The organism is Pseudomonas sp. PME37.24/006 (assembly GCF_055556635.1).
Genome location: NZ_JBVHNL010000004.1, coordinates 95,675 through 121,631, shown reverse-complemented (window position 1 = coordinate 121,631; position 25,957 = coordinate 95,675). Strand labels below are relative to the sequence as shown.

Genomic DNA, 25,957 nt, shown 5'->3' with positions numbered 1-25,957 from the left:
GGCGTACTCCCACGTCGGGCTGGTGCCGGTCAGAACGTCAGGCGCAAGCCCAGCGACGCGTTACGCGGCGTGCCGTAGTAGGCCGACGACGTGCTGGTGTAGTACTCCTTGTCGAGCAGGTTGTTGAGGTTGAGCGTTGCGCTGAGTTGCTCGGTGATGGGGTAGCGGGCCATCAGGTCGACCACGGCGTAGCTGCCTTGGGTGAAGCGCACGCTGTTGGGCCCCATGGCATCGCTGTAGATTGCGTGCTGCCAGTTCACCCCGCCGCCCACGGTCAGGCCATTGCCCAGGTTGTCGAGCAGATAGCTGGTGAACAGCTTGGCGGTATTCTGCGGGATCTCGGTATTCAGCGCTCTGCCATTGCTGTCCTGGACGATATTGCGCGAATAACTGGCCGTCAGTTGCCAATCCGTCATGAGTTCGCCGCTCAACTCCACCTCAAAGCCACGGGTTTTGGTGCCGGATTCGGCGCGGTACGCCTGATCACCATTAGGGGCGAACTCACCGGGTATGGAGACGGCAAGGTTGTCCTGCTCGATCTGGTAGATCGCCGTGGAGAAATTCAGGCGATCCTCGAAGAAGCCTGCCTTGACGCCCAGCTCGTAGCCGACACCTTCCAGCGGGTCGATAAAGCTGCCGTCTAGCAGACGATTGCTCTGGGGCTTGAAGATGCTGGTGTAACTGGCATAGGCCGACCAGGTGTCGTCCAGCTCATAGACGACACCTGCGAAGGGCGTGAACACACCGGTTTCGGTACGTCGGGTGGTTTCATCGTCGATGCCGCCGTAGTTGTCGGTCTTCTGCACGTTCTCCCAGTCGGTCACGCGGCCGCCGAGGAATACCGACAGTTTGTCGGTCGCGCGTAGGCGCATGCTGGTGTAGGTCGCCTGCTGCTTCTCGTTGTAATTCATGCGCCCGTTAACCGGAATATTGGGCTCTGCCGGAGTCTTGCCATCCCAACCGTAATAGCTGGGAATGTCGCTGCTCCAGCCGGCGAAACGCCAGAGGTCATAGTTGTCCGCTTTGTAGCGGGTCTGTTGGCGGGAGTGGCCGATCACCAGGTCATGCTGCTGGCCGAGCAGCTCGAAGCTGCCGCGCAGGTGCATGTCGAGGCTGTCCTGCACGGGCTTTGCCCCCCAGCGGCCGCCATAGAGCATGCCACCGCTTCCGGTTTCACGATTCGGATAGACCCGTGCACCGGCATAGCCGAGCACTTCGTCGAACGCATAGCGTCCCCTGCTGAGGGTCAGCTTGGCTTTCCAGTCATCGTTCAATTGTTGGTCGAGGGAGGCAAAGCCGGAGGCGAAGTGACGTTCGGAGTAGGCCCAGGTGCTGGCTGCCGAGGCCGAGCGTGACCAGTCGGTGCGCGAGCCATCGCTGAAGTACAGCGGCAGACCGCCGCGGGCGTGGTTGTTGGCGTCGTGCTGCTGTGCGTCTGCGCCGATGGTGAGCAGGGTGTCTGGTGTCAGGTCGGCCTCGACGATGCCGTACAACACCTTGTGACGTTCCTGCAGGCGGTCGATATACGAGCCGGCATCGCGATAAACGGCGACCATGCGGCCCCGTACGCTACCGCTTTCATTGAGTGGCCCGCCGCTGTCCAGTTCGATGGCGTTGTTATCCCAGGAACCTGCCTGCAGACCAATGCTGCTCTTCCATTCGCTGGTCGGGCGCTTGCGCACCAGGTTGATGGTGGCGCCTGGAGTGCCAATGCCATTGGTCAGCCCCGTGGCGCCGCGGATCACTTCGATACGGTCGTAGAGCGCCAGGTCGTTGGTCTGGAATACCGAGTTGTAATTGCTGTTGAGCAGCGGTTCGCCATCGATCTGATAGTTCTGTACCTGGAAGCCGCGGGAGTAGATGGCGCTGCTGTCCGAACCCATGTTGCCGCTCTGGTTTACGCTCAGGCCAGGGGTCTGCCGCACCGCATCGGTCAGCTGCGTGAGGTTCTGGTCATCCATGCGCTGGCGGCTCATGACGCTGATCGACTGTGGCGTTTCGCGGATGGTCAGCGGCATCTTGGTCGCTGTGCTGGTCGAGCCGGTGGTGTACGAGCCCGTGCCGTCGGTGGTGTCACCCAGGCCTGCGCCGGTGATGCTGGTGGCGCCCAGTTCCAGCGAGGCGCCGGTGTCGCTCTGGCGGGTGATGATCAGGGTGTTGCCCGCACGCTGGTAAGTCAGGCCGCTGCCATCGAGGAGGCGCTGCAGCGCCACTGTGGGTTCCAGCGTGCCGCTTACCGCGGGTGCGTGCAGATGCCCGGTCAGGCTGCTGTCGGCGGCGATGCTCAAACCGGCGGCTTCGCCCAGTTGGCGCAGCGACAGGCTCAGGGGCTGGGCGGGCAGGTTCAGATCGACAGGGGCAGCCAGCGCGGGCGCAACCAAGGCGAAACTGGCAACGGCCAGCAGGTTGCGTAGCGCGAACGAATGACGCATCGAGACATCCTTCTCATGGGAATTTGCCTGAAGGACGGAATGCCCGGCGTTTCCCCTGATGTAGCGGCGACGAATGGTCGCCGTTGTGCTGTTCTCTTCGTGGCCGTGGCGATGTGGGGCGAATCGCTAACGCACGCTCAGTTCGGTGCTTTGGCTGCCTTCGGTCACGCGCACCGGGGCGATGGTCGGCAGGGCGCGGATGAAGTCTTCCACGTCACTCAGTTGCAGCACGGCACTGATGCGCGGGCTCCGGTAGCCAGCGTGGGCTTGCAGCGGCCGTTCGCGATAGCGCGACAAGCTGGCGGCGATCTCGCCAAGATCGGCGTCTTCGAACACCAGGTTGCCGCGGGTGAAGGCCAGGGCATTGTCGGCCGGCAGGTCGACCTTGCGCAGGTGGCCATTACCATCGACTTCCACGACCTGGCCGGCCTCCACCTGCCAGGTTTCGTTCGGGTGGCGTGTGCTGGCCACCTCGACCCGGCCATGATCGACGCTCACCCGCAGCCGATCCGGCAGGCGGTTGACCACGAAGCGGGTGCCTAGCACGGTGATCTGCGCCAGGCCGCTATCGATCACGAAGGGGCGCAGAGGGTTGCGTGCGACATCGAACAGCGCCTCGCCCTGCCGCAGGTCAATGTTGCGCTGGCGCCAGCCATAACGGACGTCGATCCGGGTGGCGGCGTTCAACTGCAACTCGCTGCCATCGCGCAGGGTGATCTGCTGGCGCTCGCCAATCGGCGTGTGCAACGCGAGCTGCTGAGGGCTCTGCCGATAACCGAGCCAGCCCGCAGCCGAGGCGAGCATCAGCACCAGCGCATAGACGCCGCGGCGCAGGTAACGTGGCTGCCCGCGTTGCTGGCGCTCCATGGCCATGGCCAGCGCTTCGGTCTGGCGGGTACTGCCGAAGTCGTTCCAGAGCGCTTCGAAGGCACGGTATTCCTCGGCGTTCGCCGGGTCGGCTGCCAGCCAGCTGCGGAATTCCGCCTGCTCCGCCAGTCGCGCATCGCCGCGCAGGCGCAGAAACCAGGCGGCGGCCTGCTCGGTCGGGTCGCTCATGATTGCAGCAGGTCGCGGGCGCGGCGCAGGTCGAGCAGGGCGCGCATCATGTGCCGTTCGACCATGTTCAGGCTGATGCCCAGGCGCGTGGCGATATCCGGCTGGGTGTAACCCTCGATACGGGCCATCCAGAACACTTCTGCGCAACGCTCGGGCAGGCAGTCGAGGATGCGCTGCAACGCCTTGAGCCGCTGCTGGATATCGAGCAGATGTTCGCAGGACGGCGCCACCTGATCGGGGGCCAGGTCTTCCGGGTTGTGCGATTCCAGTGATTCCAGGCGCCACTCGCTGCGGTAGAAATCGATCAGCACCGAATGGGCGACACGGCGCAGGTAGGCGTTGGGCTGCTCGATACGGCGCTGATGTTGCGCCAGGGCAAAGCGCAGCAGGGCATCGTGCAGCACATCGTAAGCGCGTTGCACGCAGCGGGTGCGACGGCTAAGGCTGAGCAGCAGATCGCTGTAGGCCCAGCCAAGGTCGATGCCTTGCCAGTCGACCTTGGCGGCGTCGCGGAGCGCGGGTTGGCTGGCCTGCAGCGTGGCAATCGGCACGATAAGCCCTCTGGGTGTTGGAAGCGGCCAGAGGATAGGCAATTGGCAATAATTCGTAAATAACAATTATTGCTATTGGTGTGGCGGGCGTTAGCGTGATTGGTCTTGAGGTCGGCCATTGCCTGGCTGACTCGCCGCGATACACGGCGCAGTCAGCCAGGCGACTCGCGTCAATTGAAGCTGTAAGACACTCCGACGAAGGCGCCAAAACCGTCGCCCGGCGTGGAGCGAGCGGCGTCTGCGCCGTTGTCGTTGTAGCCCGGCGTGACGGTGGCGGCGTAGCGCTTGTCGGTCAGGTTGCGCAAGTCCAGCCAGGTCTGCCAGTCATCTTTCGGCGAGGCGTAACCCAGGGTCGCGCCGAAGATGGCGTAGGCATCAGCGTAGTAGGAGTTGGCGTAATCCACGGCAACCTTCGAGGCGTACTGGGTGTTGAGCTCGGCGTAGAAACCGCTCGGGTGGCTGTAACGCAGCTCGGCCTGGTAGTAATGGCGCGGCAGGCCGGGCAGTCGGTTATCGCCGTAGGTGTCGTCGTCGCGGTAGTGGAAATCGCTGAAGGTATACGCCTGGCGCAAGGCCAGATCACCGGCTGCGCCGCCTCGCCACAGCGGGCTGTCGAGGCCGAGCTCGATCCCCTGGTGGATAGTCGGGCTGGCGTTGGATTCGGAGAACACGTTGTTCTCGACCTGCACGGTCAGCAACTCGTGGCGTACTACCGAGTAGTAATAGGCCGCGTCCCATTGGCCAAGCACGGAGTCGCCGCGCCCGCCAACTTCGAAGGTGGTGGCGGTCTGGTTGTCCATCGAGATCGGCGCGCGCTGGCGAGCGCTGTACGGCTGGTTGCTGGCCGGGAAACGCAGCGGCGAACTCCAGAGCATCGACCAGGCGTGGGGCGGTTCGACGGAGCGGCTGATATTGCCGTACAGCTGCACCTCGGGGTTGAGCTGATAGCGCAGGCCGATGCGCGGTGCGTAGTCCCAGGTGTGTTCGCTGAGCGTGTCCTCGGTGGCCGGCCAGGTCACCTCGACCTGACGGCGGGTATAGATCAGCGCCAGGCCGGTGGTCAGCCACAGATCGGGCACCAGCTCGGTTTCGTTGCTGGCGTGCAGCACGTTGTCCGAACCGAGGTGTTCGTAGGCGCGCATCAGGGTGCCGGCCGGGTAATCGGTGCCACCGACGCTGATCGGTAGGGCGGCATTTTCCTTGGACTTGCTGCTTGGCAGATTGGTGGTGCTGCGAAAGCCGATTGTGGTGGTGCTGTCGAGCCCGAACAGGGTGTGGCGGCGGTTGTAGTTCAGGGTGCCACTGACATCGCTGTAGTCCACGCGCACCCGGTAGGTGTTGCCGTTGGGCGAGCTGTTCTCGACGATATCCATCGGGTAGTGGTGATAGGCCAGGCCGGCTACCAGCGTCGAATCGTCGTCGATCTGCCAGGTGGTCTTGTTGGCCAGCCAGGTGCTGCCGGGTTGGTCGCGGTGCGCATCGATACGCAGGTTGTTGGCGGCGGCAGCCCGTGGGTCGTGCTTGATCTGCGCCTTGCTCAGGCGTCCCGGGACGTCATGCTCTGTTTCCCGATAGCGCAGGTAGAAGCGCGTTTCCAGGTTGTCGTTGAGGCGATAACCAACGTTCGCGGCCACGCCCTTGCCTTTGCCCGAGGCATGATCCTGATAACCGTCGTATTGGCTGTCGGTGAGGTTGATGTAGTAATCGAAATCGCCCAGCACCTGACCGGAGCTGATGCTGCGTTTCTGGTAACCGTGGCTGCCGGCTTCGTAGCGCAGTTGCAGCGTGTCGGCGTCGCGGCCGGTGCGGGTGATGTAGTCGATGGCGCCGCCCAGGGCCAGCGAGCCTTTGTCGAACCCATTGGCGCCGCGCAGCACTTCGGCGCGGCTTATCCACAGCGGTTCCAGCAGCTCATAAGGCGTGCCGCCCGAGCCGGTCAGCGGCAAACCGTCGAGCATGATGTGGTTGCCGGAAGCGTGAGAGCCGGTGCCGCGATTGATGCCCGAGCCGCGGATGGCGATCTTGATGCCCTCGTTGCCAGGCGACTGCGCGTACACGCCCGGCTGGTAGGCCAGCACATCCTGGTTGCCGGCCACGCGCCCCTGCTCGACGCGCGTCATGTCCACCAGGTTGGTGCCGCCCGGTACCTGCTTGAGCTGCTCTTCGGCCGCCTGCTGCTCGGTCAGCACCTGGTCGGTCACCCGCACGCCTTCCAGTTGCACGATGCCCGGCCTGGTTTCGGCATGGGCGGCAGGAAGTACCGCGCAGGTCAGCAGGCTGGCGGCCAGCAGGTGGCGAGGGCGCAGGGCGAAGGGGGGCAGGCAAGGCATTCGGGAAGTTCTCCGTGGAGCGGTATTTGGGATAGCGCGGGGTAGGACGGCGCCCGCGTGTGCCAGGCCACTTCTGCACCTCGTCCGATCACGCGCACGGTGCGCGATAACTGAAGAACTTAAAGCCTGTTCACGATCTTTTTTAGGCGACATAAAGCGACTGCTAAAAGGTAAAAACGGCCATTCGTTGAACACTTTTGTGGGAGAGGCTTTAGCCTCGATTTTGCCTGGATAGGCTTACAAGGCTCGAGGCTAAAGCCTCTCCCACGGGTTGGTATCGCCACTTTGCAGGCAAAGCGCCGAAATCGAGCAGACTAAGGCACAACGCCACAGCGACAGCCTGTCGCGCGGCATCCGGCCACGCTGGTAAGTGGCACCGCAAGGCGTAATCTGAAACTGATCCATTGATCCAGATCAAGGCGCCTTTCGCCTTGGCTGTTGGCGTCTGCAATCACTACAAGAATTCGATAACCAATAACTTTGATCGAGGGGCACGTCCATGTTCGGCCTAGAGGCTTTGGATCTCGCGCGCATCCAGTTCGCCTTCACCATTTCCTTCCACATCATCTTTCCGGCCATCACCATCGGCCTGGCCAGTTACCTGGCTGTGCTCGAAGGGCTTTGGCTGAAGACCGGCGAAACGGTGTACCGCGACCTCTACCATTTCTGGGCGAAGATCTTCGCCGTCAACTTCGGCATGGGCGTTGTCTCCGGCCTTGTGATGGCCTACCAGTTCGGCACCAACTGGAGCGCCTTCTCGGATTTCGCCGGTTCGGTCACCGGGCCGCTGCTGGCTTACGAAGTGCTGACCGCATTCTTCCTCGAGGCGGGTTTTCTCGGCGTCATGCTATTTGGCTGGAGCCGCGTCGGGCCGGGGCTGCACTTCTTCTCGACGATCATGGTGGCGATCGGCACGCTGATCTCGACCTTCTGGATTCTCGCCTCCAACAGCTGGATGCAAACGCCCCAGGGCTTCGAGATCGTCGACGGCCGGGTCATTCCCGTGGATTGGTTCGCCGTGGTATTCAACCCCTCGTTCCCCTACCGCCTGGCGCACATGGCCACTGCCGCGTTTCTCGCCACCGCGTTCTTCGTCGGCGCGTCGGCGGCCTGGCACCTGCTGCGTGGGCGCGACACCCCGGCGATGCGCAAGATGTTCTCCATGGCGCTGTGGATGGCCCTGCTGGTCGCTCCGGTACAGGCGGTGATCGGCGACTTCCATGGCCTCAATACCCTCGAGCATCAACCTGCGAAGATCGCCGCCATCGAGGGCCACTGGGACAACAGCTCCGGTGAGCCGACGCCGCTGATCCTGTTCGGCTGGCCGGACATGGAGCGCGAGGAAACCCGCTTCAAGGTCGAGGTGCCGTACCTGGGCAGCCTGATCCTGACCCACAGCCTCGACAAGCAGGTGCCCGCTCTGAAGGAATTCGCCAAGGAGAACCGGCCCAACTCGACCATCGTGTTCTGGTCGTTTCGGGTGATGGTCGCCATGGGCATGCTGATGATCCTGGCTGGGCTCTGGAGCCTGTGGCTGCGCTGGCGCGGCAGTCTCTATCAGTCGCGCCCGTTCCTGTACTTCTGCTTATGGATGGGGCCGTCTGGCCTGATCGCGATCCTCGCCGGCTGGTTTACCACCGAGATCGGCCGCCAGCCGTGGGTGGTTTACGGGCTGATGCGTACCGCCGATGGCGTGTCGATGCACAGCGCCGCGCAGCTGGGGATCACCCTGGTGCTGTTCGTGGTCGTCTACTTCGCGGTGTTCGGTGCAGGCATGAGCTACGTGATGCGCCTGGTGCGCAAAGGGCCGGTCAGCGGTGAAGGCGACCATCAGGATGACGGCGGGCCGGGCACTCGACATACGCAGGCGCGGCCTTTGTCCGCCGCGAAGGAAGGCCTGGACGACAGCGATTCGATCACCAGCACTGCGAGCGGGAGGGCATGACCATGGGTATCGATCTTTCCGTCATCTGGGCGGTGATCATCGTCTTTGGCGTGATGATGTACGTGATCATGGACGGCTTCGACCTGGGCATCGGCATCCTCTTTCCGTTCGTGCCGGACAAGGGCGAACGCGACGTGATGATGAACACCGTGGCGCCCGTGTGGGATGGCAACGAAACCTGGCTGGTGATGGGCGGCGCCGGGCTGTTCGCCGCCTTCCCGCTGGCCTACTCGGTGGTGCTCAGTGCCTTGTATCTGCCGTTGATGTTCATGCTGCTGGGGCTGGTGTTTCGCGGTGTGGCCTTCGAGTTCCGCTTCAAGGCCAGGGATCACAAACGGCATATCTGGGACAAGGCGTTCATCGGCGGCTCCATCGCCGCGACCTTCTTTCAGGGCGTGGCGCTGGGGGCGTTCATCGAGGGTATTCCGGTCGAAGGCCGGGCGTTTTCCGGCGGCTCGCTGGATTGGCTGGCGCCGTTCCCGCTGTTCAGCGGCCTGGGGCTGATCGCCGCCTATGCACTGCTCGGCTGCACCTGGCTGATCATGAAAACCGAAGGGCGCCTGCAGCAACAGATGCACAGGATGGCCCGGCCCCTGGCGTTGCTGATGCTGGCCGTGATCGGCATCGTCAGCCTCTGGACGCCACTGTCTCAATCGAGCATTGCCGAGCGCTGGTTCAGCCTGCCCAACCTGTTCTGGTTCGCACCCGTGCCGCTGCTGGTGCTGGCGACCTTCTTCTACCTGCTGCGCTCGGTGGCCAACCACGACAACAGCAAGCCGTTCGTGCTGACCCTGGTGCTCATCTTCCTCGGCTACAGCGGCCTGGGCATCAGCCTGTGGCCGAACATCGTGCCCGGCTCGCTGACCATCTGGCAGGCCGCCGCACCCCCGCAAAGCCAGGGCTTCGCCCTGGTCGGCGCACTGTTCATCATTCCGTTCATCCTTGTCTACACCGCCTGGAGCTACTACGTATTCCGCGGCAAGGTGACGCCTGATCAGGGGTACCACTGATGGAAAGATCGACCGAGAAGAAACCCCTCTGGCAACGCATCGCCTGGCTGGCCGGCATCTGGACGGTCAGCGTGCTGAGCCTCGGGCTGGTGTCGTATCTATTGCGGCTATTCATGAATGCGGCGGGGTTGAGTACGCCGTAATGGCCCGACCGATCTATGTTTCTGTCCAGTACGCACAGTTGTAGCTTAGTTACCTGGTGGGAAGTCAGTGGCTCTGATTCGGGGGGGGCGCTGGTCAACGGGTTGAACAATGGGCTCAAGTTCCGGCTTTGGCGGTGCACGGGTGAGTGACCGTTGAGCAGCGCGGGGATTGTTTGGGTGTTCTTTTGGTTTTAAATATTAATTGTTATCAATATCATGCGCATTCAATTTCGCCTGCTTTTAATCGAGATGCGCAATGTCTGCCTCCTTTATTACTGTTCGTCGATGCCTTGTCCGCTCTATCCGTGCTGCCGCGCTGGGTTTTCCCGTTGCCGCCGTCTCCCTGGTTGTCGGTGCTGAAGAAAACCCTCCCGAAACCATCGAGCTCCAGCCGCAAAGCATCATCGCTACACCTCAAGGCGAGCGTGCCAGTGATCCGGTGCAGGGCTACGTGGCCGCCCGCAGTGCCAGCGGCACCAAGACCGATGTGCCGATCACGGAAATCCCCCAGTCGATCAGCGTGGTCACCGCCGACCGGATTCGCGACCAGGGTTCGTTGACCGTACAAGATGCCCTGCGCTACACCGCCGGCGTGCGCGGTGAGGCCTTCGGTCTCGACAGCCGTGTCGACTCAGTGATGGTGCGCGGCACCTCACCGGCCATGTTCCTGGATGGCCTGCAGCAGGGCGTCGGTTACTACAACAACACGCGTGTTGACCCGTTCACTCTGGAGCGCATCGAGGTGCTCAAGGGCCCGTCGTCCATGCTCTATGGCCAGAGCCCGGTGGGTGGCCTGGTGAATATGGTCAGCAAGCGCCCGCAGGCGGAACAGAAAACTCAGATCCAGGCGCAATATGGCACCTTCGACCGCAAACAGCTGGCCATCGACACCACCGGCCCGCTGAATGAAGACGGCACCCTGCTGTACCGCGTGGTGGCGATCAAGCGCGATTCCGGTTCGCAGGTGGATCACGTGCACGACAACCGCTCGCTGTTGATGCCATCGCTGACTTGGAAGCCGAGCGACGACATCGAATGGACCGTCATGGCCAACGTGCAGAAGGACGATTCGGTGTCTTCCTCGCAGTTTCTGCCCCACGAGGGCACGCTCTATAAAGGCCGCGCCGGCCGCCTGAGCAGCAGCACCTTCGCCGGTGAACCGGGCTTCGACGAGTACGACACCGAGCAGACCGCACTGACCTCCAATTTCTCCTGGCGCCTGGATGACACCTGGACCGTGCGGCAGAACCTGCGCTGGCAGAAGAGCAAAGCCAGCTACCAGACCGTCTACGGCTGGGCACCGGTATTTGGCGCAGACGGTCGCACGGTGAATCGCGTGTCTTCCATCTCCAAACCTGAAGTGACAATGTGGACGGCCGACCATCAGGGCGAAGCGCGTTTCGACACGGGCGCGTTGCAGCACACGCTGTTGATCGGTACCGACTACCAGCACGCGGTAACCAACGGCAAGACCGGCTACGGTACCGCCACGCCACTGGACCTGTATGACCCGATCTATGGCACCTATGACGGTTCGGACATCACCCTGAGTGACGACCCGGAACAGCGCGTGGTGCAGCAGGGCCTGTATGTCCAGGATCAGATTCGCTACGAGAACTGGTTGCTCACTCTGGGCATGCGCAAGGACTGGGCCGACACTAAGACTGAGGGCAGCCGCGCGCAGAAGGATGACGCCGCTACCGGCCGCGTTGGCCTAACCTACCTGTTCGACAACGGCATTGCGCCGTACATCAGCTACAGCGAGTCATTCCAGCCGGTGATCGGTCTCAACCGCCGCACCTTGGCGTCCTACAAGCCGCTCGAAGGCGAGCAGTGGGAGATGGGGATCAAGTACCAGCCGGTGGGCAGCAACAGCCTGTACACCGCGGCGGTATTCGACCTGCGTGAGAAGAACCGCCAGATGTCTGACCCCAACGACCCGCTCAATACCCTGCAAAGCGGTGAAACCCGCGTGCGCGGCCTGGAGCTGGAAGCCCAGGTTGAAGTCACCTCCAATTGGGATCTGATCGCCACCTATACCAAGCTCGATACCGAGACGCTGGAAGGTGAGGCCGTCAACAAAGGTAAGCGCATCGAGAGCGTGCCGGACAACATGGCCTCGGTCTGGAGCAAACACCGCTTCAGCGTCGCAGGCATTTCGGGCTTCAGTGTCGGTGCGGGTGTGCGTTACGTGGGGGCGAGCTGGGATGGCCAAGACGACCTGAAAACCCCGTCCACCACCCTGTTCGATGCCATGGTCGGCTACCAGTACCAGAACTGGGACTTCACGGTGAACGCCACCAACCTCGAAGACGAAACCTACTACACCACCTGCCTGGCCCGTGGCGACTGCTTCACTGGCAACCGCCGCACCGTGACCGGTACCGTGGCTTACAACTTCTGATCCTTCGCTGTTCATCAACCCGGTGCGCCACGCTGGCGCACTGGGTGTCTTTACCTTCTGAAATACCCTCTCCTTGGTGCCGACCCCATTTCTGCAAAGTGCAATTCTCACTGTGCGTGTGAAACATTAGATCGTTCTCCGCACTCTGCGTGGTAATGCATCCGGTGGAGCTCCGCGCCGCCTGTGCCGGCTGAGCTGACGATGCTCAGGGACGCAGTCGTGGAATGGAGGACACTTTAGTCATTATCCATCCCGGTCGGGCCCACATTCTGCGCAGACGCGATTCTGTTACTGCCCCGGCACCGCCAGCCAGTGACCGAGCGTCTTCTGATACGCGCCGGTGGCCTTGCTCAAGTGCAGCCACTGATCCACATAGCTCTTCCAGGTCATGTCGTCGCGAGGCAGCAGGTAAGCTTTCTCGCCGTATTGCATGTAGTCCGTCGGGTTGACGGCGCACAGGCCGGGCATGCGTTTTTGCTGATACAGGGCTTCGGACGAGTCGGTGATCATCACGTCGGCGCGCTTATCCAGCAGCTCCTGAAAGATCGTCTTGTTGTCGTGGAAGTTCAGCTGAGCCTTCGGTAGATATGCCCGCGCAAAGGCTTCGTTGGTGCCGCCGGCCGGCTCGATCAGGCGCACCGAAGGCTGGTTGATCTGCTCGACGGTTTGGTAACGCGAAACGTCTTCGCAGCGAACCAAAGGAATCTTGCCGTCGACATCCAGCGTGCTGCTGAAAAAGGCCTTCTTCTGGCGCTCGAGCATCACCGAGATACCGCCCATGCCGATATCGCATTTGCCCGCCACCATATCCGGCATCAGGGTTTTCCAGGTGGTCGGCACCCACTGCACCTTCACCCCAAGACTTTGCGCGAGGGACTGGGCCATCTCGATATCGATGCCTTCGTACTCGCCGTCCTGGCGCAGAAAGGTATAGGGCTTGTAATCGCCGGTGGTGCACACCGCCAGTTGCCCCTTCTCCAGCACCTTGTCCAGATGCGATGGCGTTTCCTGAGCCTGGGCAAAACTCGACAGGCCGATAAGCAAGGCGGCTATGGCGCTGTGTTTCAGGTTTTTCATCATGAGTCGATGCTCGCGGTTGGAGGAAGGGGCAATCTTGCAAGACACAGTAAGGATGAGGTGCCACGGAGCCAAGCCCCTGAGCGAGACACTGACCCAGACTAACCCGAATTCATTCGGGACAACGTGCTGTGAAAATGGTGGACAAGCTTCGCGTTGTCCACGCTACGTATGTCCATCAACTAGCCACGTTGAAATGCAGCCCCTGCAGGCTGAGCTGACGATGTCGCTGACGCAGAGCACCCTGCCGAGGCGTTCCCACGCGGAGCGTGGGAACGATCCACTCATTCCGAGTTGATCCATCCCGACAATCGTTCCCATACTGCCCCCTTTGCCACCAGCCAAAGGGAGCCCCGATGTTCGCCTTCAGCGAAACCCTGCAACGCCGCTTTGCCGCGCTGCACTCCACCGCCGACTTCTGGTCGTTGCGCCATGTGCGGGAAACCACCGAGCGCTATTGGGTGCGCCGCAACGTGGCGCTGGCGCCGTCGTTCGGTGACGATACCGGCGCGATGCTCAGTGTGCGTATCGCTGGCGTGGAGGCCTACGCGGCGACCAGCGATCTCAGCCAGACCGGGCTGCAGGCAGCGCTCGACAAGGCCGAGCAACTGGCTCGGCAGCTTGCGGGCCGTAATCTGCTCGATATGCATGAGATACCGGTGCCCCATGAGCAGGCTGATGACGTGATGCCCGGCTACGAACGATCCCTGGCCAGCCCAGCGCACTGGTACGAGTTGCTGGCGGCCGAGTCGGCGCGGGTGCCGCGTGACGAGCGCCTAGTGGACTGGTACGCAGGCCTGAGTTTCACCGCCACCGAGCAGATTTACCTGAACAGCGTCGGTGCCCGTTTGCGGCGCGCCCAGCACTATGTGTTCCCTCAACTGGGGGTGACCACCAGCGATGGCGCCGACAGCCAGAGCCGCAGCTTTGGCGGCAGCCACCTGGCTCGCCAGGGCGGTGTCGAGGTGATCGATCAGCTGGGTCTGGTTGGCACCGCTACGCGTATTGCCGACGAGGCGCTGCAGTTGCTGCTGGCGCCCAACACGCCGAGCGGTCACCGTGACTTGTTGCTGATGCCGGATCAGATGATCCTGCAGATCCACGAGTCCATCGGTCATCCGCTGGAGCTGGATCGCATCCTCGGTGACGAGCGCAATTTCGCCGGCACCAGTTTTATCCGCCAGGAGGATTTCGGCAGTTACCAATACGGCTCGCCGCTGCTCAACGTGACCTTCGACCCGACGGTGGCGGGCGAGTTGGCCAGCTATCGCCATGACGATGACGGCACCCCGGCGCAGCGCGAATACCTGATACGCGAGGGCGTTCTGCAACGGCCGCTCGGCGGCGCGCTGTCGCAGTGGCGCAGTGGGCTGGAGGGCGTGGCCAACAGCCGTGCCTGCAGCTGGAACCGGCCGACCCTCGACCGCATGGCCAACCTCAATGTCGAGCCCGGCACGCAACGCCTGGAGCAGATGATCGGCGGCATCGAGCACGGCATCCTGATGAGCAACAATCGCTCCTGGTCGATCGACGATGCGCGCAATAAATTCCAGTTTGGTTGCGAGTGGGGGCAGTTGATCGAGAACGGCGAACTCAAGGGCGTGGTGAAGAACGCCAACTACCGCGGTATCTCCGCGCGGTTCTGGCGCAACCTCAAGGCCGTCGGCGATGCCAGTACCTTCGAGGTGCTGGGTACGCCGTACTGTGGCAAGGGCGAGCCGAATCAGGTGATTCGCGTCGGCCACGCCACGCCGGCGTGCGTGTTCGCCGATATCGATGTTTTTGGAGGGGCTGCCTGATGGAAGCGCGTCAGCATTTCGAGCGTCTGCTCGCTTACCTGAATACCCGCCTGCAGACCGGCGAGGGGTTCACCCTGGCCTACGAGGCCGAAGCCTCCGACTTTATCCGCTTCAACCATGCCCGTGTGCGCCAGGCTGGCCAGGTGCAGCAGGCATACGCCACCCTGGCCCTGTATCAGGGTGAGCGGCATGGCAATTTCGAGCTGGCCCTGAGCGGGGTGTTCGCGGATGACCAACTGCGCCTCGATCAGGCCCTGCAGCGCCTGCGCGCGGTACTGCCGACACTGGCCGACGATCCTTACCTGCGCCTGAATCGTGAAGCCTGGCGCTGTGAAACCGCTGCGGGTCAGGGGATTCAGGACAGCCAGGCCGCCACCGTCCAGATCAATGAGGCGTCAGCCGGGCTGGATATGGTCGGCTTCTATGCCGCCGGGCCGCAATATCAGGGTTTCGCTAGTTCCTGGGGCGCCTTCGGCTGGCACGCGGCGAGCAGCTTCAACTTCGAATTCAGCCTGTTCCATGAAAATGGTCAGGCGGTGAAAAGCAACTACGCCGGGGAGCACTGGGATGCTCAGGCCTTCAATCGCAAACTGGCGTTCGCCCGCGAGCAGTTGCAGCATCTCGGCAAGCCCGCCCATGAACTGAAACCGGGGGCTTATCGCGCCTACCTGACGCCTGCTGCATTGGAAGAGTTGTTCGGCCTGTTCGCCTGGGGTTTTTCCGCCCAGGCGCTGGCCACCGGCAGCAGCCCCTTGCAGCGCTTGTTCGCCGGGAGCGCCAGCCTCAGTGCCAAGGTGACCATCGACGAGCGTATCGAAGGCGGTTTGGCACCGGCGTTTACCCGCGAGGGCCCGCGTCAGCCGCTGCGGCTGCTGAGCGAAGGGCAGCCCGGCGAGCGCCTGGTCAGCTCACGCAGCGCAGCCGAATATGGCTTGATGGCCAACGGCGCAGGGAGTGGTGAATATCCATTGTCGCTGCGTATGCATGGCGGCGATCTGGACGACAGCGAGGCCCTGCAGCGGCTCGGTACCGGGCTGTATATCGGCAACTTGTGGTACAGCAACTTCTCCGACCTGCCGGCCGGGCGTCTGACAGGAATGACCCGCTTTGCCACTTTCTGGGTCGAAGACGGCCGCATCCAGGCACCGGTCAACACCATGCGCTTCGACGATTCGCTGTTCGATTTCCTCGGCCCGAATCTGGAAGCCCTGACCCGCGAGCCGGAACTGCTGTTGCCCGGCGGCACTTACGGCGCGCGGCAGACCGGCTCGATGGCTTTGCCTGGCGCGTTGCTGTCGCGGTTTACCCTGACCTTGTAGCGCGGCGCTGCCCGTTCCTGGGTATCGCTGCGCTCAACCGCAGGCTACGAGTGACTCTGGTAGCCCGGCGTTGAGCGTAGCGATACCCGGGGCCGCGGCGATTACTTGGTCGCTTTGAGCACCACGAACTTGGGCGTTGCCGCCACCTGCTCGACACCCCGGAACAGGCGCGACAGTTTGGTGTGGTAACCCAGATGGCGGTTGCCGACGATCCACAGTTCACCGCCGGTGACCAATGCGTTGCGGGCTTGCTGGAACATGCGCCAGGCGAGAAAGTCGCCGACCACCTGCTGCTGATGGAAGGGCGGGTTGCACAACACCAGATCCAGCGAGTCGGCTTCTTGCTCGGCCAGGCCGTCACCGGCGCGGACGGTCACCGGGCGATCGCCCAGCGCGGCACGCCAGTTTTCCGCGGCCGATTGCACGGCCATGTAGGACTCGTCCACCAGGGTCAGCTCGGCGCTGGGGCTGCTCAATGCGTAGGCGATGCCCAGCACACCGTTGCCGCAGCCAAGGTCGGCGACTCGACGGTTGTCCAGGTGCTTTGGCAAGTGAGGCAGAAAGGCGCGGGTGCCGATATCTAGCCCTTCGCGGCAGAACAGGTTGGCGTGGTTGCTCAGTTCGAGTGCCGGTTTGTCGAGGCGATAGCGGGTCGGGTAGGGCGACGTCGGCGTCGCTTTAGCTTCTGGCGTGGCATGCAGCAGGCGGGCTTTTTTCACCGCCAGCGAAGCCTGCACCGGGCCTATGTATTTCTCCAGCAGATCACCAGCCGCACGGGGTAGATGCTTGATCATGCCGCCAGCGATCACCTGGGCCTCAGGCGCTAGCTGGCCGTGTAGGCGGATCAGCTGTTCCTCGAGCAGCGCCAGGGTTTTCGGCACGCGGATCAGCACCAGATCGAAGGGGCCGCTCACCCCCTCGCTGGCCGGCACGAAGTTCACCGTATCTTCGGCAAGACCGTTACGTGTCAGGTTGAGACGCAGCGCCAGGTGACCCAGATGCGAGTCGCCACTGCTGGTTACCTGGGCGCGGCCGGCCAGCGCACAGGCCAGGGCGCCGAAGCTGTCGTTGAGCAGCAGCACGCGCAGGGTGCCTGAAAGCGTCTGCACCTGTTCGAGCAGGTAGGCGTCGGCGGCATCGAAGGCTTGCAGCGGCATGCCGGGTTGCTCGGGCTGGCGCTGCAGTTCCAGGGTGGCGAAAGGGGTGACGAAAGACGACGACATGCTGATCTCGTGGTGGGTGTGGCGGCGCGCATTCTGCCATGCCGCGGGCGGCGAATCTTCAAGCTGTGCTGCAGTTGGCGTTATTGCCGCTTGTTCCGCGGCGGGGGATCGACAAGAATCGCGCCCCTGCCGACAAGGTCAAGCTCACTGACCCTTTGCCGCAGCCCTTCCAATAATAGTCGCACACCCGCGCCATTCGCCGGGCGTAGCCGACAGCGCTTTGCCGATGCCTCGTTGAGGTCACTCGATAATCCATTTCCTTCAGGTGCCTGCCTCGCGCATGCGCCTTTGCCTGCCATTGCCAAGGTGTTGCATGTTCAAGTCCGTTGTCACCATTGCCCTGTCTGCTCTGCTGCTGGTCTGCACGTCGGTATCCGCCGCCGAACCCATCGTCATCAAGTTCTCCCACGTGGTTGCCGACGATACGCCCAAGGGCCGAGGCGCCCTGCTGTTCAAACAACTGGTGGAAGAGCGCCTCGGTGCCCAGGTGAAAGTCGAGGTCTACCCCAACTCCAGCCTGTTCGGTGACGACGACGAGTTGCAGGCCCTGCGCGACGGCAAGGTACAACTGCTGGCGCCTTCGCTGTCGAAATTCGATGCCTACACCAAGCAACTGCAGGTGTTCGACCTTCCGTTCCTGTTCGATGACCTGGAAGCGGTCAAGCGCTTTCAGAAGCGCGAAAAGAGCCGCGAGCTGCTGCGCTCCATGGCCAGCTACGACATCTACGGCCTGGCTTACTGGAACAACGGCATGAAGCAGCTCTCCGCCAACCGCGCGTTGAAGTTGCCTGCCGATGCCAAGGGCCTGACCTTCCGCATTCAGCCGTCGCCAGTACTGGAAGCGCAGTTCGCGCAGATCGGCGCCAGCACCAGCAAGATCGCCTTCAGTGAAACCCTGGCTGCGTTGCAGAAGGGCACCGTGCAAGGCGCGGAAAACCCCTGGTCGAACCTGGCGAGCCAGAAACTCGACAGCGCCCAGCCGTTCATCACCGAAACCAATCACGGCTCGCTCAACTACATGCTGATCAGCAATTCCAAGTTCTGGGTCGGTATTCCGTATCAGGTGCGCGTGCAGCTGGAAGCGATCATCGAAGAGGTCAGCTTCAAGGTGAATCAGGACGCCGAAGAGCAGAACCGCAAGAGCCGCGAGCAGATCGTCGCTGGCGGTCGCAGCCAGATCCTGCCGCTGACCCCCGAGCAGCGCAGCGCTTGGCGTGAAGCGATGCGCCCGGTCTGGCAGGCCTCCGAAGCCGAGATCGGTGCCGACGTGCTGCGCGCGGCGCAGACGGTCAATCGTCGCTGATCGATTACGTCGGCTTAATGCGTATTCCTGTGGGAGCGGGCGGGGACGCCTAGTCCATGCCCGCGATTTTTCCGCGCGCATGGCCCGCTCTCACTAGAATTCGCGGCCGTAGGATGGGTGCACAGCTCCTCCATGGTGATGGGTTACACCCACGTGGCCCGACCCATCTTACGAAGCCCGCAACTCCTCCAGCAGCAAGCGGGCAGGCGACGACAGAGGCGAGCCATGGCGGCTGATCACGCCATAGGGCTCGCTGCGCAGCACCTCGGAGAGCTCCAGGCATGCCAGCTGGCCTGAGCGTGCCGCGTATTGAGCCGTTTCCCGCGGCATCAGCGCGACCAGGTTCGGGTCTTCCTGCAGCAGCATCAGGGTGGCGAAGGTCGAGGCGGTTTCCAGGGGGTAGCGCGGGAATTCCAGCTGGGCATCGCTGAACGCCCGCTCCAGCACCAGGCGCATGGGCATGTTCGCCGGGAACACCACCCAGCTGTAGGCTGCCAGCTGCTCCAGGCTCAAGCCCGGAGTGGCTGCTAGCGGGTGCGCGGGGTTGGCGACCACTTTCAGCTGTTCCTGATGCAGGCTCAGGCAATCGTAGTCGTCCGGCCTGCGGCTGACGCTGGTGCGGCAGATCGCCAGATCCAGACGGCCCTGGTCGATCAGGCTGAGCAGGCGTGCGCTGGTGTCTTCGACGATTTCCACCGATAGCTCCGGTTGGCGCGCCCGCAGCCGCGACAAGGCGCGGGTCAGCTGGGGCACCGCGCCCATGATCACGCCTACCACCAGGCGGCCGCCCTGGCCCTGCAGAATGCCCAGCATTTCTTCGCGCAGGTGAGCCAGGTCACTGTGGATCAGCCGTGCGTAGCGAATCGCGCAACGCCCCAGGTCATTGGCTTCCAGCCCCTGGCTGGTGCGCGTGAACAGGCGCATGCCGAAAGCCGACTCTATTTCGTTGAGGGCTTTCGTCGCGCCGGGCTGGCTGATCGCCACGGCGTCCGCGGCCTTGTGCAGCGAGCCCTGTTCGTCGAGGGCGATCAGCAGGCGCAGCTGTTTCAGGCGCAGCCGGGAAACCAAAGCGGGTAGCGAAGCGATCATGGGGATAACCAATAGTTATTGCTTGATCAGAGGCTGTCATTAGGCAGGCTGGCGCGCAGTTCGTAAAGTCTGCTCTGTACCCTTTCGGGCAAGCGACCAATAAGAGAGATAAGCCATGCGACTGATCCAGTTCGAATCCACCGAAGGCCAGCGTCAGGTTGGTGTTGTCGAAGGCGATACCATCCGCACCGTTCGCGGCATCAGCAGCACCCGTGAGTTGGCGCTGGCGGCGATCCGTGCCGGGCACAGCCTGCAGGATGAAGTGAACGGCCTAGGTACCGAGGCTGGCCCGGCGTATGCCGATCTGCAGAAAGGCGGGCGCATCCTGCCGCCGCTGGATCATGAGGACCCGGCCCATTGCCTGGTCACCGGTACCGGCCTGACCCACCTCGGCAGCGCCTCGACCCGTGACAAGATGCACCAGCACAAGGCCCAGGACGAAGCCACCCTGACCGACACCATGCGCATGTTTCGCTGGGGGCTCGAAGGCGGCAAGCCTGGCGCTGGCAAGATTGGCGCCCAGCCAGAGTGGTTCTACAAGGGCGATGGCAGCATCGTCGTGCGCCCGGGCGCCGATCTGCCGGTGCCGGTGTTCGCCGAGGACGGCGGCGAAGAGCCCGAGCTGGTCGGTCTGTACGTCATCGGTGATGACGGCAAGCCCTACCGCCTCGGTTACGCACTGGGCAACGAGTTTTCCGACCACGTGCTGGAACGCCGCAGCTACCTGTACCTGGCTCACTCCAAGCTGCGTTTCTGCGCCTATGGCCCTGAGCTGCGCGTAGGCCAGCTGCCGGCCCATCTGTCCGGCACCAGCCGCATTCACCGTGGCAACGAGGTGTTGTGGGAGAAGGAGTTCCTCAGTGGCGAGGAGAACATGTGCCACAGTCTGGAGAACCTGGAGTTCCACCACTTCAAGTACCAGCAGTTCCTGCGTCCGGGTGATGTGCATGTGCATTATTTCGGAACCGCTACGCTGTCCTATGCCGACGGTATCAAGGCCCAGCCGGGTGATACCTTCGAGATCGAAATGAACGAGTTTGGCGCACCTTTGCGCAATGGGCTGGTGGCGGCCGACGAGCCGCTCGAGCCGGGCGGCGTGACTGCCCTGTAACCACCAGCCGTCATTCACCGCGGGGCCTCAGGGCCCCGACCCGGTTCTGACCAGGAGGAATATTTCATGTCCGTTAACGGCCATAACATCATCGGCGGCGCCTACAGTGCCCGCGGCTCCGTGAAGCTGCAGAGCGTCGACGCCACCAGCGGCGAAACGCTGCCGTATGAATTCGTCGAGGCCACCGCCGAAGAAGTCGACGCCGCTGCCAAAGCTGCAGCCGCCGCCTACCCGACTTACCGCAGCTTGCCGGCGGCCAAGCGCGCCGATTTCCTCGATGCAATCGCCGACGAGTTGGATGCCCTGGGTGACGATTTCGTCGCCACCGTGTGCAAGGAAACCGCGCTGCCCGCTGGTCGTATCCAGGGCGAGCGTGGCCGTACCAGCGGCCAGATGCGCCTGTTCGCCAAGGTGCTGCGCCGTGGCGATTTCTTCGGCGCGCGCATCGACCGTGCGTTGCCGGATCGTCAGCCGCTGCCGCGCCCGGACATTCGCCAGTACCGCATCGGCCTCGGCCCGGTGGCCGTGTTTGGCGCCAGCAACTTCCCGCTGGCCTTCTCCACAGCGGGTGGTGACACCGCTTCCGCGCTGGCCGCTGGCTGCCCGGTGGTGTTCAAGGCTCACCCCGGCCATATGGCTACCACCGCACTGGTTGGCGCGGCACTGCTGCGCGCCGCTGAGAAAACCGGCATGCCGAAAGGCGTGTTCAACATGATCTACGGGGGCATCGTCGGTGCCGCGCTGGTCAAGCACCCGGCCATTCAGGCTGTCGGCTTCACCGGCTCGCTGCGTGGTGGCCGTGCCCTGTGCGATATGGCAGCAGCCCGCCCGCAGCCGATCCCGGTGTTCGCCGAGATGAGCAGCATCAACCCGGTCATCCTGCTGCCCGAAGCCCTCAAGGCGCGCGGCAAACAGGTCGCTGGCGAGCTGGCCGCTTCGGTAGTGCTGGGAGCTGGCCAGTTCTGCACCAATCCCGGCCTGGTGATTGGTATCCGCTCGCCAGAGTTCGACGCCTTTCTGCAGAGCCTGACCGCCCAAATGGCCGAACAGCCGGCGCAGACCCTGCTCAATCCTGTCGGCCTAGAGAGTTACGGCAAGGGCGTTGCAGCACTCGCTGCACACCCCGGCATCAGCCATCTGAGCGGCGCTAAACAAGAAGGCAGCCAGGCTCGCCCGCAACTGTTCAAGGCCGACGTCAGCCTGCTGCTGAACGGCGACGAACGACTGCAGGAAGAAGTCTTCGGCCCGACTACTGTCGTCGTCGAAGTGGCCGACAAGGCCGAGCTGCTGACCGCCATCAAGGGGCTGCACGGTCAATTGACCGCTACGCTGATCACCGAGCCGGGCGATCTCGCCGGTAGCGAAGAGCTGTTCGCGCTGCTCGAGCAGAAAGTCGGTCGCGTGTTGTTCAATGGCTACCCGACCGGCGTGGAAGTCTGCGACTCCATGGTGCACGGCGGCCCGTACCCGGCGACGTCCGATGCCCGTGGTACGTCGGTCGGCACCCTGGCCATCGACCGCTTTCTGCGTCCGGTGTGCTACCAGAACTGCCCGGACACTCTGCTGCCCGACGCACTGAAGAATGCCAACCCGCTGGGTATCGCCCGTCTTGTGGATGGCGCCAGCAGCCGCGACGCGCTGTAAGAAACGGCTCACCGACACGGCGCCAGCCCGCTCTAAGCGGTAAAGAGAAAGCCGACCTCAGGGTCGGCTTTTTCGTGTGCCAGGATTGATTGGCGTTGTAAGGCAAGGCCTTTCCCGGGTATCGCTTCGCTCACCCCAGGCTACCGGTCTGTAGGAGCCGCGACCTCGCGGCGAATGGAAGGCGCGCAGCAGATTCTGTTGGACGGCCACCCTCGCATCGCGCCGGGGTCGACGCTCCTACAAAGTTGGTTGCGTGGTTTTGGGTGCCGTTGTCCCTGATCTTTGCCGGTGTTTAGCCGCGTGGCTTTGCGCGACACTAGGGGCATGAGTCCCGATGGAGCCGTCGATGAGCAGCGAAGACAAGTTCACCCGCCAGACCTTGCTCGAGGTGCAGACCCTGACCCCGAGCCTGTTCACCCTGCGTACCACCCGGGATGCGGGGTTTCGTTTCCGCGCCGGGCAGTTCGTCCGTCTCGGGGTGGAAAAGGCTGACGGCACCGTGGTCTGGCGTGCCTACTCGCTGGTCTCGGCGCCCCACGACGAGCATCTGGAGTTCTTTTCCATCGTCGTGCCAGGTGGTGAGTTCACCAGTGAACTGAGTCGTTTGCGCGTGGGCGATACGTTGTTGGTGGAGAAGATGGCGACGGGTTACCTGACCCTCGACCGTTTCATCGATGGTCGCGATCTGTGGTTGCTTGGCAGCGGCACCGGCATCGCGCCGTTCCTGTCGATGCTGCAGGATTTCGAAATCTGGGAGCGTTTCGAGCGCATCGTGCTGGTATACAGCGCAAGGTCGCTCGACGAACTGGCTTACCAGCCGATGATCCACGGTTTTGCCGAGCTCGAGCACCTGGCTGAGTACACCCATAAGCTCACCTACCTGCCGGTAGTTACCCGCGAGCAGGCGCCGGGTTGCCTGAATGCCCGCATCACCGAGCTGCTCGACAGCGGCGAGTTGGAGCGTGCCGCTGGTCTGGAACTGGCGCCTGAGCATTCGCGGCTAATGATCTGTGGCAACCCGCAGATGATCGACGACATCCGCCAGCGCCTGAAGGCGCGGGGCCTCAACTTGAGCCTGACCCGCCGTCCTGGCCAAGTGGCCGTGGAAAACTACTGGTAAAGCGCCGTTACAAACTCAGCGCTTTCAGTGTGACTCGCGCTCCAGTAGATTGCGTGGTCTGTTTTCCACTATCCGGTCTTCATGGACAGCGACAGTAGACGATCGCCCTCGCCGTTATGGACGAGGGCGGTACTTCCCAAAGGCAGCGCCGCTCGGTGCAAGCCTTCCGTGCAGCCGAACGTTGCGCATTCTTCCCGTCAGCCGAGATTTCCCGTGCCTGCCCTGTGCATGCGTGGCGCTTTCGGCTGCCTTTGTTTTCCCCTAGAGAGAGCTACACACTAAATGGAATGGATCGCTGATCCGACGGCCTGGTTAGGCCTGTTGACCCTGATCGTCCTGGAAATCGTCCTGGGCATCGACAACCTGGTGTTCATTGCCATCCTCGCCGACAAGCTGCCGCCCGAGCAGCGTGACCGTGCCCGCCTGATCGGCCTGAGCCTGGCGATGATCATGCGCCTGGGCTTGCTGGCCAGCATCGCGTGGCTGGTCACCTTGACCGAGCCGCTGATCGACGTGTTCGGCAAGACCTTCTCCGGCCGTGACCTGATCATGCTGTTCGGTGGTGTGTTCCTGTTGTTCAAGGCCACCATGGAGCTGCACGAACGTCTCGAAGGGCGTACCCACCAACATGGTGGCAGCAAGGTCTATGCGCGGTTCTGGCCGGTTGTGGCGCAGATCATCGTGCTCGACGCAGTGTTCTCTCTGGACGCGGTCATCACCGCCGTGGGCATGGTCGAGCACCTGCAAGTGATGATGATCGCCGTGGTGATCTCCATGGGCTTGATGATCGTCGCCAGCAAGCCACTGACCGCGTTCGTCAACGCACGCCCGACGGTGATCATGCTGTGTCTGGGCTTCCTGATGATGATCGGCTTCAGCTTGACTGCCGAAGGTCTGGGCTTCCACATTCCGAAAGGCTACCTATACGCGGCTATCGGTTTCTCGATTCTCATCGAGCTGTTCAACCAGATCGCTCGTTCGCGCCGCAAGCGCAGCCTGCAAGGCCAGCGTGGTCTGCGTGACCGCACGGCCCATGCGGTGATGCGCATGCTGGGCGGCAAGGTGCAGGCCGACGAAGTGGGTGAGGACATCGCCGACATGCTCGACGGCGAGCAGGGCGAAACCGCGCTGTTCGACCGCCGCGAGCGGGTGATGATCAGTGGCGTGCTGAACATGGCGGAAATGTCGATCCAGAAGGTCATGACCGACCGCATGGAAGTCGACCGCATCAACCTCGACGACGCCCCTGAGAAGATCCACCAGGCGCTGCTCGACTCACCGCACTCGCGCCTTGTGGTTACCCGCAACGACTCCCGTGATGAGCCGCTGGGTTACATCCACAAGAAGGAGCTGTTCAAGGAGCTGCTCAAGGGCCAGCAACCGGATATCGAGAACCTTGTGCGTGCGCCGATCAACCTGCCGGACAGCTCCAGCGTGCTCAGCGCCCTGGAGCAGATGCGCCAGGGCTCCACTCACGTGGCCTTCGTGGTCAACGAGTTCGGTGGTTTCGAAGGCTTGCTGACGCTGACCGACATTCTTGAAGCAATTGCCGGTGAGCTGCCGGATGCCAGCGAAGTGGATGGCCCGGATGTCGAGGAAGTGGAGGGCGGTTATCGCGTCAACGGTGCGGTAAACCTGGCGGTATTGCGCGACCGGCTGGATTTCGCTGCGCGCCCTACGGACGACTATCAGACCCTTGCCGGCCTAGCCATGAGCCTGCTCGACCGCCTGCCGCTGATCGGTGACAAAGTCGATTATCTGGGCTGGGAGCTGACCGTGATCGAGGTCAAGGAGCGTCGTATAACGCGGGTGCTGCTGAAGCCTGGTAGCACCGAACTGGCCGTGTAACCGGTTGGCATAAACAATAACGGCGCCCTCGAGGCGCCGTTATTGTTTGCGGTGTTCGGGTCAATCCTTGCGCTGCTGATCCTTGAGCAGATCGCGGATCTCGCCCAGCAGCAGCTCTTGAGGAGTCGGCGCTGGCGGTACCGAGGGCGCCACCGCTTCTTCGCGCTTGAGGCGGTTGATCGCCTTGACGCCCATGAAGATGGCGAAGGCGACGATGACGAAATCGATGACTGTCTGGATGAACTTGCCATAAGCCAGCATTACGGCGGGCAGATCGCCTTCGGCGGCCTTCAGGGTGATCGCCAGATCGGAGAAGTCCACCCCACCGATCAACAAGCCCAGCGGCGGCATGATCACATCGCCAACGAACGACGATACGATCTTGCCGAAGGCGGCGCCGATGATGATACCGACCGCCATATCGACGACATTGCCTTTGACGGCGAACGCCTTGAATTCGTTGATGATGCCCATGTACAACCCCCATTAGTCTGATTCGTGCAGTGAAGTGTAAATCACTCCCGCTTATCTGCCATACACCGCCTCCAGGCCG

At 62.8% G+C, this 25,957-nt stretch carries 19 protein-coding genes; 11 read left to right on the top strand and 8 right to left on the bottom strand.

All coding sequences use genetic code 11. The features are described 5' to 3' along the window. Window positions 1-29: 29 nt before the first annotated feature. The 4 genes from ACZ3GY_RS16675 to ACZ3GY_RS16660 all read right to left on the bottom strand — a co-directional run bounded on the left by ACZ3GY_RS16675 (window position 30) and on the right by ACZ3GY_RS16660 (window position 6,369). Complete coding sequence (locus ACZ3GY_RS16675) at window positions 30-2,432, bottom strand: TonB-dependent siderophore receptor (protein ID WP_465911155.1); 2,403 nt, start codon at window positions 2,430-2,432, stop codon at window positions 30-32. A 126-nt stretch (window positions 2,433-2,558) separates the two neighbouring features. Further along, window positions 2,559-3,488, bottom strand: coding sequence for a FecR family protein (locus tag ACZ3GY_RS16670; RefSeq protein WP_465911154.1), 930 nt, complete (start codon window positions 3,486-3,488; stop codon window positions 2,559-2,561). After that, entirely contained in the window at window positions 3,485-4,039 is a 555-nt protein-coding gene (locus ACZ3GY_RS16665; protein WP_225837956.1) for an RNA polymerase sigma factor, read from the bottom strand. The genes ACZ3GY_RS16670 and ACZ3GY_RS16665 overlap by 4 nt, the downstream gene beginning before the upstream one ends. A gap of 170 nt (window positions 4,040-4,209) precedes the next feature. After that, complete coding sequence (locus tag ACZ3GY_RS16660; RefSeq protein WP_465911152.1) at window positions 4,210-6,369, bottom strand: TonB-dependent receptor family protein; 2,160 nt, start codon at window positions 6,367-6,369, stop codon at window positions 4,210-4,212. A 499-nt stretch (window positions 6,370-6,868) separates the two neighbouring features. Between ACZ3GY_RS16660 and ACZ3GY_RS16655 the strand changes: the two genes are divergently transcribed. The 4 genes from ACZ3GY_RS16655 (at window position 6,869) to ACZ3GY_RS16640 (ending at window position 11,871) form a co-directional block, all read left to right on the top strand. Beyond that, window positions 6,869-8,314: a cytochrome ubiquinol oxidase subunit I gene (locus tag ACZ3GY_RS16655; protein ID WP_465911150.1), complete on the top strand. Its 1,446-nt coding sequence runs from the start codon at window positions 6,869-6,871 to the stop codon at window positions 8,312-8,314. A 2-nt stretch (window positions 8,315-8,316) separates the two neighbouring features. After that, the gene (gene cydB / locus ACZ3GY_RS16650; protein ID WP_465911149.1) at window positions 8,317-9,324 is read left to right on the top strand and encodes a cytochrome d ubiquinol oxidase subunit II; all 1,008 of its coding nucleotides are present in this window, start codon (window positions 8,317-8,319) and stop codon (window positions 9,322-9,324) included. Next, complete coding sequence (locus tag ACZ3GY_RS16645) at window positions 9,324-9,467, top strand: DUF2474 domain-containing protein (RefSeq protein ID WP_225837963.1); 144 nt, start codon at window positions 9,324-9,326, stop codon at window positions 9,465-9,467. The genes cydB and ACZ3GY_RS16645 overlap by 1 nt, the downstream gene beginning before the upstream one ends. A gap of 256 nt (window positions 9,468-9,723) precedes the next feature. Then, window positions 9,724-11,871, top strand: coding sequence for a TonB-dependent siderophore receptor (locus tag ACZ3GY_RS16640; RefSeq protein ID WP_465911148.1), 2,148 nt, complete (start codon window positions 9,724-9,726; stop codon window positions 11,869-11,871). A 288-nt stretch (window positions 11,872-12,159) separates the two neighbouring features. Here ACZ3GY_RS16640 and ACZ3GY_RS16635 read toward each other — a convergent pair whose 3' ends face one another. Then, window positions 12,160-12,948, bottom strand: coding sequence for a transporter substrate-binding domain-containing protein (locus ACZ3GY_RS16635; protein ID WP_465911147.1), 789 nt, complete (start codon window positions 12,946-12,948; stop codon window positions 12,160-12,162). 356 nt (window positions 12,949-13,304) lie between these two features. Between ACZ3GY_RS16635 and ACZ3GY_RS16630 the strand changes: the two genes are divergently transcribed. Both ACZ3GY_RS16630 and ACZ3GY_RS16625 read left to right on the top strand, forming a co-directional pair. After that, window positions 13,305-14,747 carry a TldD/PmbA family protein gene (locus ACZ3GY_RS16630; RefSeq protein ID WP_465911146.1) on the top strand — a complete coding sequence of 481 codons (1,443 nt, stop codon included), beginning with the start codon at window positions 13,305-13,307 and terminating at the stop codon, window positions 14,745-14,747. Continuing rightward, on the top strand, window positions 14,747-16,066 hold the full coding sequence (locus tag ACZ3GY_RS16625; RefSeq protein WP_465911145.1) for a TldD/PmbA family protein: 1,320 nt from the start codon (window positions 14,747-14,749) through the stop codon (window positions 16,064-16,066). Before ACZ3GY_RS16630 ends, ACZ3GY_RS16625 begins: the two co-directional genes overlap by 1 nt. 101 nt (window positions 16,067-16,167) lie before the next feature. Here ACZ3GY_RS16625 and ACZ3GY_RS16620 read toward each other — a convergent pair whose 3' ends face one another. After that, on the bottom strand, window positions 16,168-17,289 hold the full coding sequence (locus ACZ3GY_RS16620) for a methyltransferase (RefSeq protein ID WP_465911144.1): 1,122 nt from the start codon (window positions 17,287-17,289) through the stop codon (window positions 16,168-16,170). Between the two features lie 313 nt (window positions 17,290-17,602). On the opposite strand from ACZ3GY_RS16620, the gene ACZ3GY_RS16615 reads away from it, so the two are divergent. Beyond that, complete coding sequence (locus tag ACZ3GY_RS16615; protein ID WP_465911143.1) at window positions 17,603-18,592, top strand: DctP family TRAP transporter solute-binding subunit; 990 nt, start codon at window positions 17,603-17,605, stop codon at window positions 18,590-18,592. 168 nt (window positions 18,593-18,760) lie between these two features. Here ACZ3GY_RS16615 and ACZ3GY_RS16610 read toward each other — a convergent pair whose 3' ends face one another. Beyond that, complete coding sequence (locus tag ACZ3GY_RS16610) at window positions 18,761-19,681, bottom strand: LysR family transcriptional regulator (RefSeq protein WP_465911142.1); 921 nt, start codon at window positions 19,679-19,681, stop codon at window positions 18,761-18,763. A 115-nt stretch (window positions 19,682-19,796) separates the two neighbouring features. On the opposite strand from ACZ3GY_RS16610, the gene araD1 reads away from it, so the two are divergent. The 4 genes from araD1 to ACZ3GY_RS16590 all read left to right on the top strand — a co-directional run bounded on the left by araD1 (window position 19,797) and on the right by ACZ3GY_RS16590 (window position 25,404). After that, the gene (gene araD1 / locus ACZ3GY_RS16605; RefSeq protein ID WP_465911141.1) at window positions 19,797-20,792 is read left to right on the top strand and encodes an AraD1 family protein; all 996 of its coding nucleotides are present in this window, start codon (window positions 19,797-19,799) and stop codon (window positions 20,790-20,792) included. Between the two features lie 66 nt (window positions 20,793-20,858). After that, entirely contained in the window at window positions 20,859-22,436 is a 1,578-nt protein-coding gene (locus ACZ3GY_RS16600; protein WP_465911140.1) for an aldehyde dehydrogenase (NADP(+)), read from the top strand. Between the two features lie 346 nt (window positions 22,437-22,782). After that, the gene (locus ACZ3GY_RS16595; protein WP_225837978.1) at window positions 22,783-23,556 is read left to right on the top strand and encodes a ferredoxin--NADP reductase; all 774 of its coding nucleotides are present in this window, start codon (window positions 22,783-22,785) and stop codon (window positions 23,554-23,556) included. A 282-nt stretch (window positions 23,557-23,838) separates the two neighbouring features. After that, window positions 23,839-25,404: a TerC family protein gene (locus tag ACZ3GY_RS16590; protein WP_465911139.1), complete on the top strand. Its 1,566-nt coding sequence runs from the start codon at window positions 23,839-23,841 to the stop codon at window positions 25,402-25,404. Between the two features lie 60 nt (window positions 25,405-25,464). On the opposite strand, the gene mscL is transcribed toward ACZ3GY_RS16590, so the two are convergent. After that, window positions 25,465-25,878 (bottom strand): large-conductance mechanosensitive channel protein MscL, encoded by a 414-nt coding sequence (gene mscL, locus ACZ3GY_RS16585; protein WP_463562458.1) that lies wholly within the window; start codon window positions 25,876-25,878, stop codon window positions 25,465-25,467. Between the last annotated feature and the right edge of the window lie 79 nt (window positions 25,879-25,957).